At 35.0% G+C, this 15,581-nt stretch carries 10 protein-coding genes, 2 tRNA genes and 2 rRNA genes (1 of these 14 cut by a window edge); 10 read left to right on the forward strand and 4 right to left on the reverse strand.

Annotated elements, in window-relative coordinates; all coding sequences use genetic code 11:
• From GQR92_RS09990 to GQR92_RS10005, 4 genes are all read right to left on the reverse strand, one after another.
• A 23S ribosomal RNA gene (locus GQR92_RS09990) occupies positions 1-367 on the reverse strand; it reaches 2,519 nt to the left of the window's first position.
• 217 nt (positions 368-584) lie between these two features.
• Positions 585-661: transfer RNA gene (locus GQR92_RS09995), tRNA-Ala, on the reverse strand.
• A gap of 107 nt (positions 662-768) precedes the next feature.
• Positions 769-842 (reverse strand) — tRNA-Ile (locus tag GQR92_RS10000).
• Between the two features lie 85 nt (positions 843-927).
• Positions 928-2,445: ribosomal RNA gene (locus GQR92_RS10005) — 16S ribosomal RNA — on the reverse strand.
• Together the 16S and 23S rRNA genes with 2 tRNA genes alongside form the textbook arrangement of a ribosomal RNA operon.
• 1,670 nt (positions 2,446-4,115) lie before the next feature.
• Here GQR92_RS10005 and hpaH point away from each other — a divergent pair.
• The 10 genes from hpaH (at position 4,116) to GQR92_RS10055 (ending at position 15,534) form a co-directional block, all read left to right on the forward strand.
• Positions 4,116-4,919 (forward strand): 2-oxo-hept-4-ene-1,7-dioate hydratase, encoded by an 804-nt coding sequence (hpaH, locus tag GQR92_RS10010; RefSeq protein ID WP_158839205.1) that lies wholly within the window; start codon positions 4,116-4,118, stop codon positions 4,917-4,919.
• Positions 4,920-4,927: 8 nt separating this feature from the next.
• Positions 4,928-5,728 (forward strand): aldolase/citrate lyase family protein, encoded by an 801-nt coding sequence (locus GQR92_RS10015; RefSeq protein WP_158839206.1) that lies wholly within the window; start codon positions 4,928-4,930, stop codon positions 5,726-5,728.
• 4 nt (positions 5,729-5,732) lie between these two features.
• Positions 5,733-7,250 (forward strand): 5-carboxymethyl-2-hydroxymuconate semialdehyde dehydrogenase, encoded by a 1,518-nt coding sequence (gene hpaE, locus GQR92_RS10020; protein WP_158839207.1) that lies wholly within the window; start codon positions 5,733-5,735, stop codon positions 7,248-7,250.
• A gap of 18 nt (positions 7,251-7,268) precedes the next feature.
• The gene (gene hpaD / locus GQR92_RS10025; RefSeq protein ID WP_158839208.1) at positions 7,269-8,120 is read left to right on the forward strand and encodes a 3,4-dihydroxyphenylacetate 2,3-dioxygenase; all 852 of its coding nucleotides are present in this window, start codon (positions 7,269-7,271) and stop codon (positions 8,118-8,120) included.
• Positions 8,121-8,137: 17 nt separating this feature from the next.
• Positions 8,138-8,500, forward strand: coding sequence for a hypothetical protein (locus tag GQR92_RS10030; RefSeq protein ID WP_158839209.1), 363 nt, complete (start codon positions 8,138-8,140; stop codon positions 8,498-8,500).
• Positions 8,501-9,949 (forward strand): NAD-dependent succinate-semialdehyde dehydrogenase, encoded by a 1,449-nt coding sequence (locus GQR92_RS10035; RefSeq protein ID WP_158839210.1) that lies wholly within the window; start codon positions 8,501-8,503, stop codon positions 9,947-9,949.
• A gap of 44 nt (positions 9,950-9,993) precedes the next feature.
• On the forward strand, positions 9,994-10,860 hold the full coding sequence (locus GQR92_RS10040) for a fumarylacetoacetate hydrolase family protein (protein ID WP_158839211.1): 867 nt from the start codon (positions 9,994-9,996) through the stop codon (positions 10,858-10,860).
• A gap of 392 nt (positions 10,861-11,252) precedes the next feature.
• Positions 11,253-13,841, forward strand: a complete 2,589-nt coding sequence (locus tag GQR92_RS10045) for a TonB-dependent receptor (RefSeq protein ID WP_158839212.1) — start codon at positions 11,253-11,255, stop codon at positions 13,839-13,841.
• Complete coding sequence (locus GQR92_RS10050) at positions 13,798-13,968, forward strand: hypothetical protein (RefSeq protein ID WP_158839213.1); 171 nt, start codon at positions 13,798-13,800, stop codon at positions 13,966-13,968. Before GQR92_RS10045 ends, GQR92_RS10050 begins: the two co-directional genes overlap by 44 nt.
• Before the next feature lie 81 nt (positions 13,969-14,049).
• Positions 14,050-15,534: an aldehyde dehydrogenase family protein gene (locus GQR92_RS10055; RefSeq protein WP_199269124.1), complete on the forward strand. Its 1,485-nt coding sequence runs from the start codon at positions 14,050-14,052 to the stop codon at positions 15,532-15,534.
• Positions 15,535-15,581 lie beyond the last annotated feature (47 nt).

The raw sequence follows: 15,581 nt of genomic DNA on the forward strand, positions 1-15,581 counted from the left end.
ACTTTTACGGGACTATCACCCTCTATGGTCTGTCTTTCCAAACAGTTCTAATTCACTTATCTTCGAATATCGTGGCCCTACAACCCCTATTTTGCCGTAACAAAATAGGTTTGGGCTAATCCGCGTTCGCTCGCCACTACTAACGGAATCACTATTGTTTTCTCTTCCTCCGGTTACTTAGATGTTTCAGTTCACCGGGTTTACCCCTATTGCTTGGTGACATGTCTTCAACATGCCGGGTTGCCCCATTCGGATATCTACGGATCAAAAGGTATGTGCCCCTCCCCGTAGCTTTTCGCAGCTTATCACGTCCTTCGTCGTCTCTGAGAGCCTAGGCATCCGCCATACGCCCTTACTTAACTTATTGTACTTTTTGCTACAGTGTGTCTCCACACTATAATGAACTCTTTTATATTTTTATAAAAAAATTTTTAATTAGATTGCTCTAATCGTTCTCTATCTATTTGATTCTTACGATATCATTTTACCAATATGTCAATGAACTTTCTTTCAATTAAACAATTATCAGTTAACAATTATCAATGTAAAATTGATCAATGTTAAGCGGTCATTGTTAATTGACCTGGTGGAGAATATCGGAGTCGAACCGATGACCTCTTGCGTGCAAGGCAAGCGCTCTAGCCAGCTGAGCTAATCCCCCATTTACTAGTTGGCAGTCCACAGTCCTCAGTCTGCAGTCGATAGCCGACTAATTAGGGTGAATAACCACTTCTAGAATTTCCTTAAGTATTTTTTTTTAGCTTTTTGTAGTCCCGGGCAGACTCGAACTGCCGACCTCTACATTATCAGTGTAGCGCTCTAACCAGCTGAGCTACGAGACTAGAATAGCTTAAATACTTTTTTATTTTAAAATTAACAGCAAAGAGTAAAAATGACCTTTTTTTGTAACTCACCATCTTTCTCTAGAAAGGAGGTGTTCCAGCCGCACCTTCCGGTACGGCTACCTTGTTACGACTTAGCCCTAGTTACCAGTTTTACCCTAGGCGGCTCCTTGCGGTGACCGACTTCAGGCACTCCCAGCTTCCATGGCTTGACGGGCGGTGTGTACAAGGCCCGGGAACGTATTCACCGGATCATGGCTGATATCCGATTACTAGCGATTCCAGCTTCACGGAGTCGAGTTGCAGACTCCGATCCGAACTGTGATATGGTTTATAGATTCGCTCTCTGTTGCCAGATGGCTGCTCATTGTCCATACCATTGTAGCACGTGTGTGGCCCAGGACGTAAGGGCCGTGATGATTTGACGTCATCCCCACCTTCCTCACTACTTGCGTAGGCAGTCTCGTTAGAGTCCCCATCATAACATGCTGGCAACTAACGACAGGGGTTGCGCTCGTTATAGGACTTAACCTGACACCTCACGGCACGAGCTGACGACAACCATGCAGCACCTTGTAATATGTCCGAAGAAAAAACTATCTCTAGTCCTGTCATACTACATTTAAGCCCTGGTAAGGTTCCTCGCGTATCATCGAATTAAACCACATGCTCCACCGCTTGTGCGGGCCCCCGTCAATTCCTTTGAGTTTCAGTCTTGCGACCGTACTCCCCAGGTGGGATACTTATCACTTTCGCTTAGTCACTGAGCTAATGCCCAACAACTAGTATCCATCGTTTACGGCGTGGACTACCAGGGTATCTAATCCTGTTCGCTCCCCACGCTTTCGTCCCTCAGCGTCAGTACATACGTAGTAGACTGCCTTCGCAATCGGTATTCTGTGTAATATCTATGCATTTCACCGCTACACTACACATTCTATCTACTTCCATATGACTCAAGTCAACCAGTATCAAAGGCAGTTCCATAGTTGAGCTATGGGATTTCACCTCTGACTTAATCGACCGCCTGCGGACCCTTTAAACCCAATGATTCCGGATAACGCTCGGACCCTCCGTATTACCGCGGCTGCTGGCACGGAGTTAGCCGGTCCTTATTCTTACAGTACCGTCAAGCTGGTATACATACCAGTGTTTCTTCCTGTATAAAAGCAGTTTACAACCCATAGGGCAGTCTTCCTGCACGCGGCATGGCTGGGTCAGAGTTGCCTCCATTGCCCAATATTCCTCACTGCTGCCTCCCGTAGGAGTCTGGTCCGTGTCTCAGTACCAGTGTGGGGGATCTCCCTCTCAGGACCCCTACCTATCGATGTCATGGTAAGCCGTTACCTTACCATCTAACTAATAGGACGCATAGCCATCTTTTACCAATAAATCTTTAATTACATCTCGATGCCGAGTCGCAATACTATGGAGCATTAATCTTCATTTCTAAAGGCTATTCTCCAGTAAAAGGTAGGTTCTATACGCGTTACGCACCCGTGCGCCGGTCGTCATCTGTGCAAGCACAATGTTACCCCTCGACTTGCATGTGTTAAGCCTGCCGCTAGCGTTCATCCTGAGCCAGGATCAAACTCTTCATTGTATATTTTAAATATTTTAATGAATAAGTTTCAAAAGAATTTACATTAAACTAATAATGTGGTTATTCTACTCTTTAATTACGCTGTCAATTTCAATATTTTCAATGAACTGTGCCGAGTCGGCACCGACAAGTCATAAAACTCAATCTTTACCTTTAACTCAACTTTGTAGAAACGTTAGACTCGAACTAACTGACTTTTTTAAATCATTCCAAATTTTCTCTGATCGTTTTGCTGTATTTCTTAGCGGCTGCAAACATACAAACTATTTCTAATCTGACAATAAAAAATAAACTTTTTTTTATTTGTTTTTACCTGTAAAAAAACCTGAACGTTTTGCCGAAAATTTCGGACTGCAAATATACAATGTTTTTTACAAACAAACCTCATAAAAATTAAAGTTTTTTTTTGATAAAATTTTATAACTTTACAAGTTTAACTCCTTAATTTTCAATCGACTTACAAACTCTCAATGAACGTGACTAACAGAACAATATTGCTGTTAGCGGGTGCAAACTTACAACTCATTTTTAATCTAACAACTATCTTTTAACCTTTATTTTAATTTAATTTTACATACACATCTTAAGTGCATTGTTTTGAGCAAGTTATAGACTGACTTTTTTTGAATGTTTTTTTTAAGGTATTGGGGGGTATGTAGGTTTTGGGGATGACAGCTACTATAAACAACCTAATGACATTAAAAAGATGGAAGAGTTTGTGCTGAAATTTTAGTCTAAATAGGTTTCTTGTTCTCTAATTTTAGATAAAACGACTACTACTCTCGTTAATTTTATCTTTGAAATAGCTTTATCTGGTTACTTGGATTTGTTTTTTAGCTTTTAAATAAGGTATGTAAATGATTGTTTTTTTTATTTTAATAGAAAGGAAATTGTAAAAAAGGTCCCTTATAGATGAAGTAGAAACTTTGTAAATAGAATTAAATCTAAAAAAAACGGATTATTAGAAGACAAGTATCGTGTAGGTTTCTGTTGAATACATAGGCTTCGATTTACTCAGAACCTTAATTTATTGAAATAAAGGGATTGCTTCGTGCCTCGCAATGACGGGTGTTTTTTTTTAAGAGAAAATAGAGATGAAAAACAAATTGGCTATCTATTTGTTAAAATTGCTCTTTGTAGACTTGTTTCCTTCTGGCTAATTACAATTACAGGCTTTGTGTTAGGGATTGAAACGGCATCCTTTTTGCTTTTCGCAAAAAGATATAGTGTAAAGCCCGACCTTTTTTTATCTGAGAGTTTGTGGAAATTGCAAAAGTGTCTTTATATATAACTATATCTTTTTTAATATTTCAACGAAAAAAAAGGGAACACCCAAATGGAAGTTTATATTGGATACTTTTTAAATTACGTATTTGATTGCTTTTTAAGGGGTGAAAAAAACTAATAAGAAATGCTATCTATAAAGAATACTTAAAGCATATAGAGGTTTAAGTGAAGAATAGAGTTATTAGTTAAGTGTAAAATTAATTTTATTAACGATAAACGAAATGGATAATAGTGAAACTTGGTAATGATTGCTTAAATGAATAAAATTAAAAACCTGTAACTGCTTCTTTACAGTTACATGCATAAATCTATAATAAATACTACATTTTTATGTATCTAGATCATAGTTATAATATTGATATTGCACTCAATAATTTTATACTATGCTTAAAGAACAACAAATAAAAGAAGAAGCACAACGTTTAGATAAGGCTGAAATTAATAGACAGCAAATAAGCGCAACTACCACAAGGTTTCCAGATATGGAAATTAAGGATTCTTATGCCATCCAAAAAGCATGGATGCAATTAAAACAAAATAAAGGAAGAAAAGTAGTAGGTCATAAAATAGGTTTAACCTCTAGGGTTATGCAAGTTGCTATGGGGATTGACGAACCAGATTATGGAACATTATTAGATGATATGGTTTTTGAAAATAATTCAGAAATTGAAACGTCTAATTTTTTAGATCCTAAAATTGAAGTGGAATTGGCTTTTGTTTTGAAAAAGAGATTGTTTGGCGAAAATGTAACTATTGAAGATGTTTTTGATGCTACAGATTATGTAGTGCCTGCTTTAGAGCTAATAGCAGCTAGAAGTTATAGAAAAAACCCTGAAACAGGTTATGTAAGAACGGTTAGAGATACAATTTCAGACAATGCAGCAAACGCAGGTATTATAACTGGAGGAAAAAAAGTAAACCCAAGAGATGTAGACTTACGCTGGGTAAGTACACTTTTATATAAAAACGGTACAATAGAAGAGTCTGGTGTTGCAGCAGCAGTTCTAGACCATCCAGCAAATGGAATTGTATGGTTGGCAAAAAAATATGCACAACACAATGTAGCCTTAGAGGCTGGTCAAATTATCTTGGCGGGGTCTTTTACTAGACCTATTGATGTTTCTGCAGGCGATGAAATTATTGCAGATTATGGTCCTTTGGGCAAAATAACAGTTAACTTTTCTTAGAAAAAATTATGGAGACACCTAAAAATAGTTTTAAGCAAAAAGCATTAGCACAAGAAACCAGCTATGGTATTTGGAATGGTTTAGTAGACACAGTAACTGCCGAAATAATTGCTGGTGCTGGTTTCGATTGGATTTTAGTTGATGGCGAGCACGCACCATTTGATTTAAGAACCATTCAACTACAATTACAAACTATTGCTGCATATAATGTACAAGTTGTGGTAAGACCACCAGTTGGAGATACTGTATTAATAAAACAATTGATGGATATTGGTGTGCAAAGTTTACTAGTACCTATGGTAGAAACCGCAGCACAAGCTACACAATTAGTAAAAGCTATGCGTTACCCTCCAGAAGGTGTACGTGGTGTTGGTACAGCTTTGGCAAGAGCGTCAAAATGGAATAGAACTAATAATTATTTTAGAGATGCTAATAATGAAATGTGTCTTATTTGCCAGATAGAATCTGTAGAAGGTATCAAAAACTTAGATGCTATTCTTGCTGTAGAAGGTGTAGATGGTGTGTTTATTGGTCCGGCAGATTTGGGCGCATCTATGGGATACCTTGGCAAACCATCGCATCCAGATGTTAAAGCGGCAGTTGTTAAAGCTATAAAAACCATTATAGCAGCAGGAAAAACAGCTGGTACCTTAGCCGTAAATCAAGAATTAGTAAACTTTTATAAAAACGCAGGCGCTAATATGTTTGGTGTAGGCGTAGATACTTTGCTTATGGCTAAAGCAACTAAAGAGCTAGCCGAACTTTATAAACCAGAATTAAAAAACAATCAATCTAATACTAAATATTAATATTATGTTAGAAAAAAATTTAAAAATATTAGACCAGTATTTACCAAATTTAAAGTCTAATGGTGTTCAGAATTTAATAAACGGAAAATCAATAGATGCTATTTCTGGTAAAAAATTCGATAATACAACCCCTGTAGACGGCTCTTTTATAGGCCAAGTTTCTGAAGGTGATGCAGAAGATATAGATAAAGCGGCAAATGCTGCTATGGATGCTTTTGATGCTTGGAAAAAAATGCCACATCAAGAACGTAAAAAAATAATGCATGCTATTGCAGATAAAATTGAAGAACACGCAGATGAAATAGCTGTTTTAGAAAGTTATGATACTGGGCAAACTATACGTTTTATGAAAAAAGCAGCAATGCGTGGAGCTGCAAATTTTAGATATTTTGCAGACAAAGTAATTGATGCTCCAAACGGATTGTCTACACCAGATACAAACCATGTAAACTACACTATGCGCCAACCTATAGGGCCTGTTGGTATCATTACACCTTGGAATACACCTTTTATGTTAACCACATGGAAAATTGCTCCTGCCCTAGCCTCTGGTTGTACCGTAGTGCACAAACCAGCAGAGTTTAGCCCTGTTACCGCTACTAGATTAGCACAGTTAGCACATGAAGCAGGTTTACCAAAAGGAGTTTGGAACGTAGTACACGGTTTTGGCGAAACTGCGGGTAAAGCCTTAACAGAGCATGAGCACATTAAAGCAGTAGCCTTTATTGGAGAAACTACCACAGGTACATATATAATGAAACAAGGTGCACCAACTTTAAAACGTGTGCATTTAGAATTAGGTGGTCAAAACCCAATTATTGTGTTTGATGATGCCGATTTAGATAGAGCTCTAGATGCTGCCATTTTTATGAAATATAGCATAAATGGAGAACGATGCACGTCTAGTAGTAGATTGCTTTTACATAAAAATGTGTATAAAGATTTTGTTAAAAAACTAACAGCACGAGTTGCAAATATAAAAGTTGGGCATCCATTAGATCCAAAAACAGAAGTGGGACCAATGATACACCCATCACATCAAGAAAAAGTATTAAGCTATATTGATATAGGTAAGAAAGATGGTGCTGTTTTGGCTTGTGGTGGCGGAAAACCAGCAGGTTTACCAGAGGGAGGTGCTTATGTAAACCCAACATTATTTATTGATGCTAATAAAGATATGAGAATTTCTCAAGAAGAAGTTTTTGGACCCTTTTTAACGGTAATCCCTTTTGAAACAGAAGCAGAAGCTATAGAAATAGCAAATTCAGTAAAATACGGGTTAGCGGCTTACATCTGGACAAAAGACATAAGTAGAGGGCACAGAATGGCACATGCAGCAGAAGCAGGTATGGTGTGGATTAATTCTGAAAACGTAAGACACTTGCCAACACCTTTTGGTGGCGTAAAATATAGTGGTATTGGTAGAGATGGTGGCGAGTATAGTTTCGATTTTTATATGGAAACCAAAAATATATCTGTTGCCTTGGGAGATCATAAAATAACACAATTAGGAGTTCAATAATTATAAAAAATTAAGACTATGGGTAAAATTGTTTTAGCAGCGAAAATAACACATGTACCAACTATGTTAATGTCCGAAAAACCAGGAAGACTTTTTGGGTGCAGGCAACAAGCCATAGACGGCCATCATGAAATTGTTAGAAGAGCTAGAGAAGCGGGTGCCGATACAGTTATTGTTTTTGACACCCATTGGTTAATAAACGCGGGGTATCACATTAATTCTGGCGAGCATTTTAAAGGTATCTATACCAGTCATGAGTTTCCACAATTTATTCAAAATATGACTTATGAATATACAGGAAATAAAGCTTTAGGTGATGCTATAGCAAAAAAAGCAATGGAAAAAGGAGTGCATACAGAATCTCATAATATTCCTTCTTTAACCTTAGAGTACGGCACTTTAGTACCTATGTACTTTATGAATAAAGAACAGGATTTAAAAATAGTTTCAGTAGCTGCCCTATGTATGGTACATAGCCATGAATCATCTATGAAATTAGGCGAATCCGTTGCAGAAGCTGTTGCAGAAAGCGACAGCAACGTTATGCTGTTAGCATCGGGCTCACTGTCTCACGGTATGTGGGCTAATGAAGATTATGCTGCAAATAATGGCACATTTACCATTTCTAGTGAATTTAATCAACAAATGGATTTACACGTTATAGAGCTATGGAAACAAGGGAGACATAAAGAGTTTTTAAAGTTCTTACCCGAGTATGCAAGTAAATGTGATGGTGAAGGTAATATGCATGATACTGCTATGTTATACGGAGCATTAGGAGGAGAAAACTACGAAGGAAAATGCGAGTTAATAGGAGAATACTTTCCAAGTTCTGGAACAGGACAAGTAAATATGATTTTTCCTGTTTAATTAAAAAAAATGAAAATATGCCACATATCACTTTAGAACATTCCGCAAATATCTCTTTAGATTTTCAATCGTTTTTTAAAGACCTATCGGAACAATTAGTAGCCACAGGACATGTTCCTAAACTAGGTGTAAAATGTAGAGCTGTTTCTTCTGATAATTATTATATAATTGATGGGAAACCAGAATATCAAATGGTGAATCTATTATTTAGACTTCGTGAAGGACGTTCATTTGAAGTACGACAACAAATTTCATCAATTGGTATGAAATTAATGTCAAACTATTTTCAAAAAGAAATGAAAGCAAAACAAATTATACTTTCAACGGAAGTTAAAGAATTAACTAAAGAATTAGATCTCACAAAAAACTCGATTAGATAAATGAGACTGTTAAAACATAAAGCATATATAAACGGAGAGTGGATAGATTCAAATTCTGGTAAAACATTTGAAGTTACAAATCCGTATAATAATGAAGTTATTGGTAGTGTTTCTGATTGTGGTCAAGAAGAAACAAAATTAGCTATTGATGCTGCAAGTGAAGCATTCAAAACGTGGAAAAAATATGCTGCGTCAGAACGAGCAGACTTACTTAAAAAATGGTATCAATTACAAATAGATAACGCTGAAGAATTAGGTAAGATACTAACCTTAGAACAAGGTAAACCATTACAAGAAGCTATTGGCGAAATTAAGTATGGCGCCTCATTTGTAGAATGGTTTGCAGAAGAAGCACGAAGAAATTATGGCGATGTTATACCTGGGCATCAAAGAGACAAAAGAATACTAACAATTAAGCAACCTATTGGTGTTGTAGCAGCCATAACACCTTGGAATTTTCCTAATGCCATGATAACTAGAAAAGTAGCCCCAGCACTGGCAGCTGGCTGTACAGTAGTTATTAAACCAGCAAATTTAACACCTTTTTCTGCACTGGCATTAGCGGCTTTAGCAGAAGAAGCAGGGATTCCTCCAGGAGTAATAAATATAATTCAAGGAACTAATGCAAGCGCAATAGGCTTAGAGCTTTGTAAAAACCCAATTGTTAAAAAATTATCGTTTACAGGCTCTACTCCTGTTGGTAAAATTTTATTGAAGCAATGCGCAGATACCGTAAAAAAAGTATCAATGGAACTTGGAGGAAATGCTCCTTTTATAGTTTTTGATGATGCAGATATTGATGCCGCAGTAGAAGGCGCTATAATTTCTAAATATAGAAATGCAGGTCAAACCTGTGTATGTACCAATAGAATATTTGTTCAAGAATCTGTTTATGATTTGTTTATTGAAAAATTTACAAAAGCAGTAAAACTTCAAAAAATTGGAAACGGATTAGAGGATGGCGTTACTATTGGCCCTTTAGTAGAAGAAAAAGCAATTCAATTTGTAGAAAGCGTAGTTAAAGATGCAACAAATAAAGGCGCTAAAGTAGTTTTAGGAGGTAAACGTTTTAATAACTCTGATAATTCATTGGTTTATGAACCTACTATTTTAGCCAATGTTACTAAAGATATGGATGTTTATAAAGAAGAAATATTTGGTCCCGTAGCACCTGTTTTTAAATTTAAAACAGAAGAAGAGGTTATTGCTTATGCCAATGATACTCCTTTTGGATTGGCTTCCTATTTCTACGGAAGAGATTATGCTAAAATTTGGCGCGTTGCCGAGGCTTTAGAATATGGAATGGTTGGTATAAACACAGGGCTTATATCTACTACTGTAGCTCCCTTTGGAGGTATTAAAGAAAGTGGTTTTGGACGAGAAGGTTCTAAATACGGAATGGATGATTATCTAGAAATTAAATATTTATGTTTTGGAGGGATAGAGTAAGCATTCTTTTCTAAAATTTTAATATAAAAATACAATTATACAAGATGAAATGTGCAAGTTATAATATAAACGGTACAACTACTTATGGTTCTGTAGTTGAAGAAAATAATCAAATTTTTCTAACTGATATTGGAAAAACAGAAGGGCACGATTTACGTTATTGGATTGAAAACGATGCTATGAGCCAATTAAAAGATATAGCAAAAAAAACTAAAACACGTTATTCAGAAAAAGAAATAGAATATTTGCCACCTATACTTTCTGCAGAAAAAATTGCCTGTATTGGTGTAAATTATGCCAATAGAAATGCAGAATATAAAGACAATTCAGACTTACCAAAGTACCCAAGTTTATTTCTACGTTATTTAGATTCGTTTACAGGACATGGTAAAAACCTTGTTAGACCACCAGAATCACATCAATTAGATTATGAAGGCGAAATAGTTATTATTATTGGTAAAGGCGGAAGACGTATTAAAGAAGAAGATGCACTAGGTCATATTGCAGGACTTACATTAATGAACGAGGGCACCTTGCGAGATTGGGTGCGACACGCAAAATTTAATGTAACACAAGGAAAGAATTTTGAAAAATCGGGTTCTATTGGACCGTGGATGATGACAGCAGATGAGGTGCCAGATTATACCAATCTAGATATTCAAACACGAGTAAACGGAGAAATAAGACAAAATGATAACACAAAAAGATTAATGTTTCCTTTTGCATTTATCATATCGTATTTAAGCACTTTTATGACTTTAAAACCAGGAGATATGATTTCTACAGGAACACCAAATGGAGCTGGTGCAAGATTTGATCCGCCTATATATTTAAAACCAGGAGATATTGTTGAGGTAGAAGCCGCAGGAATTGGTGTTTTAAGTAATGGTATTGAAGATGAAGTTATTTAATAATTAATATTTTAAAACTTTAGATAATTTAAGCTGTATTAAATTGGTTTTAACCTTTTTTTTACAGCTTTTTTATTGAATTAAATAGATAAGGGGTTTCTAAAAAAGAGTACTGTAATGTCATTACATTTCTTTTTAAATTAGTTAATAAAAACTATAATAATGTAAGAATAAAAATATTTTTTAAATTATAAATAATTGATAATAAGACTTATCCCTATTTAAGTTTTTATATCGTAATAATTTTACGTTTAAATTATGACATAAATCATAAATACACAAAACCTAAATAAATGCATCATTTTTATGTAATTCTAAAGTTGTAGTTTAGACTAGTTTTGGATTATATCATTTCAACTAAAAATATTTGTACTAATTAAATTTCACTTATTATGAAAAAAATTATCTTAATTTTTATTTTACAGCTAACAACGGTGGCTTTTGCTCAGAAAACCATATCCGGGACTATAGACGACGCAGGAACGGGTGACCCACTTCCAGAGGTAACAGTAGTTATTGAAAACACAACAACAGGAACTACGACAGATTTTGATGGTAAATTCAGTTTACAAGGAAACACGAATACTTTTACATTAGTAATAAGGTATTTAGGGTATGAAACTCAAAAAATAAAAATTACATCAGCAACAAGCGTTTTAAAGATTGCTTTAAAAGAAGATGCTGCGCAATTAGACCAAGTTGTTGTTACCGCTAATAAAACAGCACAACGCTCACAAGATGTTCCTTTAAGTATTACGGCAATTGGAGCCAAAGAACTTACAAGAACAGGATCTGTTAAAGCTGAAGATTATTTTCCTAGTATTCCTAACTTAAGTGTTTCTTCTGCAGGTGGCGGTGGTGCTAGTTTTGGTGATGGTAGGTCTTCTGGTAAAAACATATCTATTAGAGGTATATCTGGTCAAAATACTACTGCGTTTTATTTAGATGAAACACCTTTACCAGAATTTGCAGATCCAAGATTATTTGATACAAATAGAATAGAAGTTTTAAGAGGTCCTCAAGGAACACTATATGGTTCAAACACCATGGGAGGTGCAGTTAAAGTAATCACTAATAATCCTAACGCTTTTGATACATCTGGAAGTATTGATGTTTCTACTGCAAAAGTAAAAGAAGGAGATGCAGATTATAGTTTTCAAAGCATTTTAAACATCCCTTTAATCAAAGAAAAATTAGCTTTAAGAGTTGGCGCTTTTTATGCTTTTGAAACAGGTATTTATGACAGAAAGCAACAAACTAGCTTTAATGGTTTTCCTTTAAATACAGAAGATGGTACAGGAGCAAACCCCGGAGCTGTTTTTGATAACCCTGATGGTAGTGGTGTAAGAATACCTTATAATTTAGGTTCGCTACCAATTGTTCTTCAACAAAATGGAAACAATGATTTAGCTGGTAATTTTAGAGATAATGTTGATGATGAAAAAAGTTATGGAATTAATATTGGATTAGGCTTTTATCCAAATGATAGAGTAAAAATTATTCCTAAATTTATTTATCAAAAAACTCAAGGAGACGGATTAGACTTTGCAGATTTTAAATCGGATAATTTTACACAATATAGAGTAGCTGGTATTGATGAAAAGTATGAGTTAGATCTATTACACGCAAGTCTTTTAACTCAGTTTGAGTTTAAAAATGGACAATTAACAAATAACATATCATTTACTAATTTAGATCAGTTTGATAGAGAAGACGTTACAGAACGTGAAAGTTCTGGTAACACAAGTACAGAACTGACTCCATTTGATGAAAATGGATTAATTATAGGTGCAGTAGATGAGCCACAGTTTACCAATACAGACTATACTGAAGCTTATTTTTATCCTGAATTTATAGATAGAACAGGGTCTTTAAATAAGTTAGTTGAAGAATTACGATATAGTTCTACCAATGAGGATAGCAAACTTAATTTTACAGCTGGATTATTTTATAGTTCAGAGAGCTCTAAATTTAATGCATCACAACCTAGAAATAAATATTTAGGAGATTTATCAGATTTCTTCAAAAACCTTATTGAATTAGGAGTAACTGAAGTAGAAGGATTGCCAGAATTTATTGCGGCAGAAAATTATATATGGTATTCTCAAGATACAAATTTTCAAACCAATGAATTAGCATTATTTGGTGAGTTATATTGGGATATAACACCAAAATTAAAAGCTACATTTGGATTAAGATACTTCTCTTATAATCAAAAATTAGAACAAAAATTAGCCGGTTTTATTGCTGCTGGTGGTGGAGAACCAACAAACGAAGAAACTAACGATAGTGGTTTTACTCCTAAATTTAATTTAACCTATAACATAAATGAAAATAGTTTAGTTTATGGTAGCGCAACTAGAGGCTATAGATTAGGTGGTGCAAATGGTATTGTTCCGGTTCTTTTTGCTGCAGCAGATTTAGAAGCAATTGGTTTAACTGAAGCACCAAGAACATTTGAGCCTGATTTCTTATGGACCTATGAAATAGGTAGTAAAAACACTTTTTTAGGTAATAAATTAATTACTAATATGTCTTTATTTCATACAGTATGGAATGATTTACAGCAACGTGTTTTTCTTCCAACAGGCTTTTTATTTGTAGACAATATTGGTCAAGCAAAAATGACAGGTGTTGAGTTAGAAATAAAAGGAAAAGTTAATCAAAATCTTCAAATTGGAGGGGCTTTTGGATACACAAAAGCAGAAATTCAAGAAGGAAGTATTTTAACAGGAGCAGAAAAAGGAGATAGAGTGCTTAATGTACCCGAGTTAACAGCAAGTGCTAATATTCAATATGCTCATACCTTAAAAAACAAAGACAACTCTATGTTTTACAGACTCGATCTAAACCATTCGGGAGATCGTGTCAATACATTTTCTCCAGAAACTCAATCTCAATTTGTATTTGATGCCTATACAACTCTAAGTGCAAGAGTTGGTTATACAAGCAAAAAAATACGATGTTTCAATATTTGCTAAAAATATAACAAATACAATTGCCAATTTTGGCGATATCACCTCACTTGCAGCTACTCCTTTTGGTAGAACAAGGTATGCTGCTGGTAGACCTGCTTCTTTTGGTGTAAACTTAAAGTATAAGTTTTAATTAATAGCAGCAAATAAGAATTGCGTTTAGTTCATTATTAATAACTAAGTGTAAATAAGCTTTCCCTTAAAAAAAATAAAAATGGAATATAAAATGTTACCAAAAGTAGAATCTTTTTTAAATAAAAACCAATTATCATTATTTATAAATGGTAAACAACAAGCTGCTCAAACAGATAAACTGATAGCAGTCCATAACCCCGCAACAGAAGATATTCTGGCTTATATTCCAAATGCTTCGAGTGCAGATACAGAAAAAGCCATAAAGGCAGCAGACAAAGCTTTAAGTTTAGGAAAATGGCCTAAGCTATTAGCAAATCAGCGTGAGAAGATGATGTTGGATTACGCGAATATAATCGAAAAAAATGAGCCTGAATTAGCACAATTACTAGTTCTAGAACATGGCAAACTATATGTCGATGCTCAAAAAGAAGTAAGTGCAGCAGTAAACTGTTTTCGTTATTATGCAGGTTGGGCTACAAAAATTGAAGGATCTACATTAGATGTTTCATTGGGTGGAGCAGATCATTTTGCATATACAAAAAGAGAACCTATTGGGGTTGTTGGCGCTATTGCGCCTTGGAATGTGCCAATAATGATGTATGCATGGAAAATAGCACCAGCATTAGCTTGCGGATGTACTATTGTATTTAAACCTTCTGAAGAAACGCCATTAACAGCATTGTTTTTAGCGGAGCTTTCTGCAGAAGTAGGCATCCCTGAGGGGGTTATAAATGTAGTTACAGGTGATGGTGAAAATGCAGGAAGTGATATTGTAAAACATCCTTTGGTTTCTAAAATAACATTTACAGGCTCTACAAATGTTGGTAAAATTATAGGACAAGGTGCCGCAAAAGCACTTAAAGATTTCACTTTAGAATTAGGTGGAAAGAATCCTGTTTTAGTGTTAGATGATGCCGATTTAAACAAAGTGCCAAAAGGAGCTGCAAAAGGTATTTTCTATAATCAAGGTCAAGTTTGTGTATCTGGTTCTAGAATTTACTTGCCAAAAAATAAATATGATAATTTATTAGGTGATATTGGCGAGATTGCAAATAATATAAAAACAGGAAACGGAATGGATGCTAGTTCTCAAATGGGACCATTAGTTTCAGAAAAACACATGCAAAATGTAATGCGTTATATAGATTCTGGTAAAACATCTGGTGCAGAGGTTATTGCAGGAGGATCAAAACTTTTTAACAAAGGGTATTATGTTGCTCCAACGGTGTTTTCTAATCCAGATAATAAAAATATTGATATCTTAACCGAAGAAATATTTGGCCCTGTTATAGTAGCTGTTGCTTATGATGGTATTGATGATTTAATTCAAAAAGCAAATGACACAACTTATGGTTTAGCCGCAAGTGTTTGGACAAACAATGTAAGTAATATGCATAAAACATTGGCAAAATTAAACGCAGGAATGATTTATGTTAATTCGCCCGTAAGATCAGATCCTAATTTACCACTTGGCGGTTTTAATCAATCTGGAATTGGGAATGAATTAGGTAGCGCATCAATAAAAGCATATACACGTTTAAAATCTGTTGTTATTGCTTACTAAAATAATTTATAATTAGTCTGTTTATTTAAACCCATATCAAAATAAAT

It is taken from the genome of Polaribacter sp. L3A8, assembly GCF_009796785.1.
Lineage (GTDB): Bacteria > Bacteroidota > Bacteroidia > Flavobacteriales > Flavobacteriaceae > Polaribacter.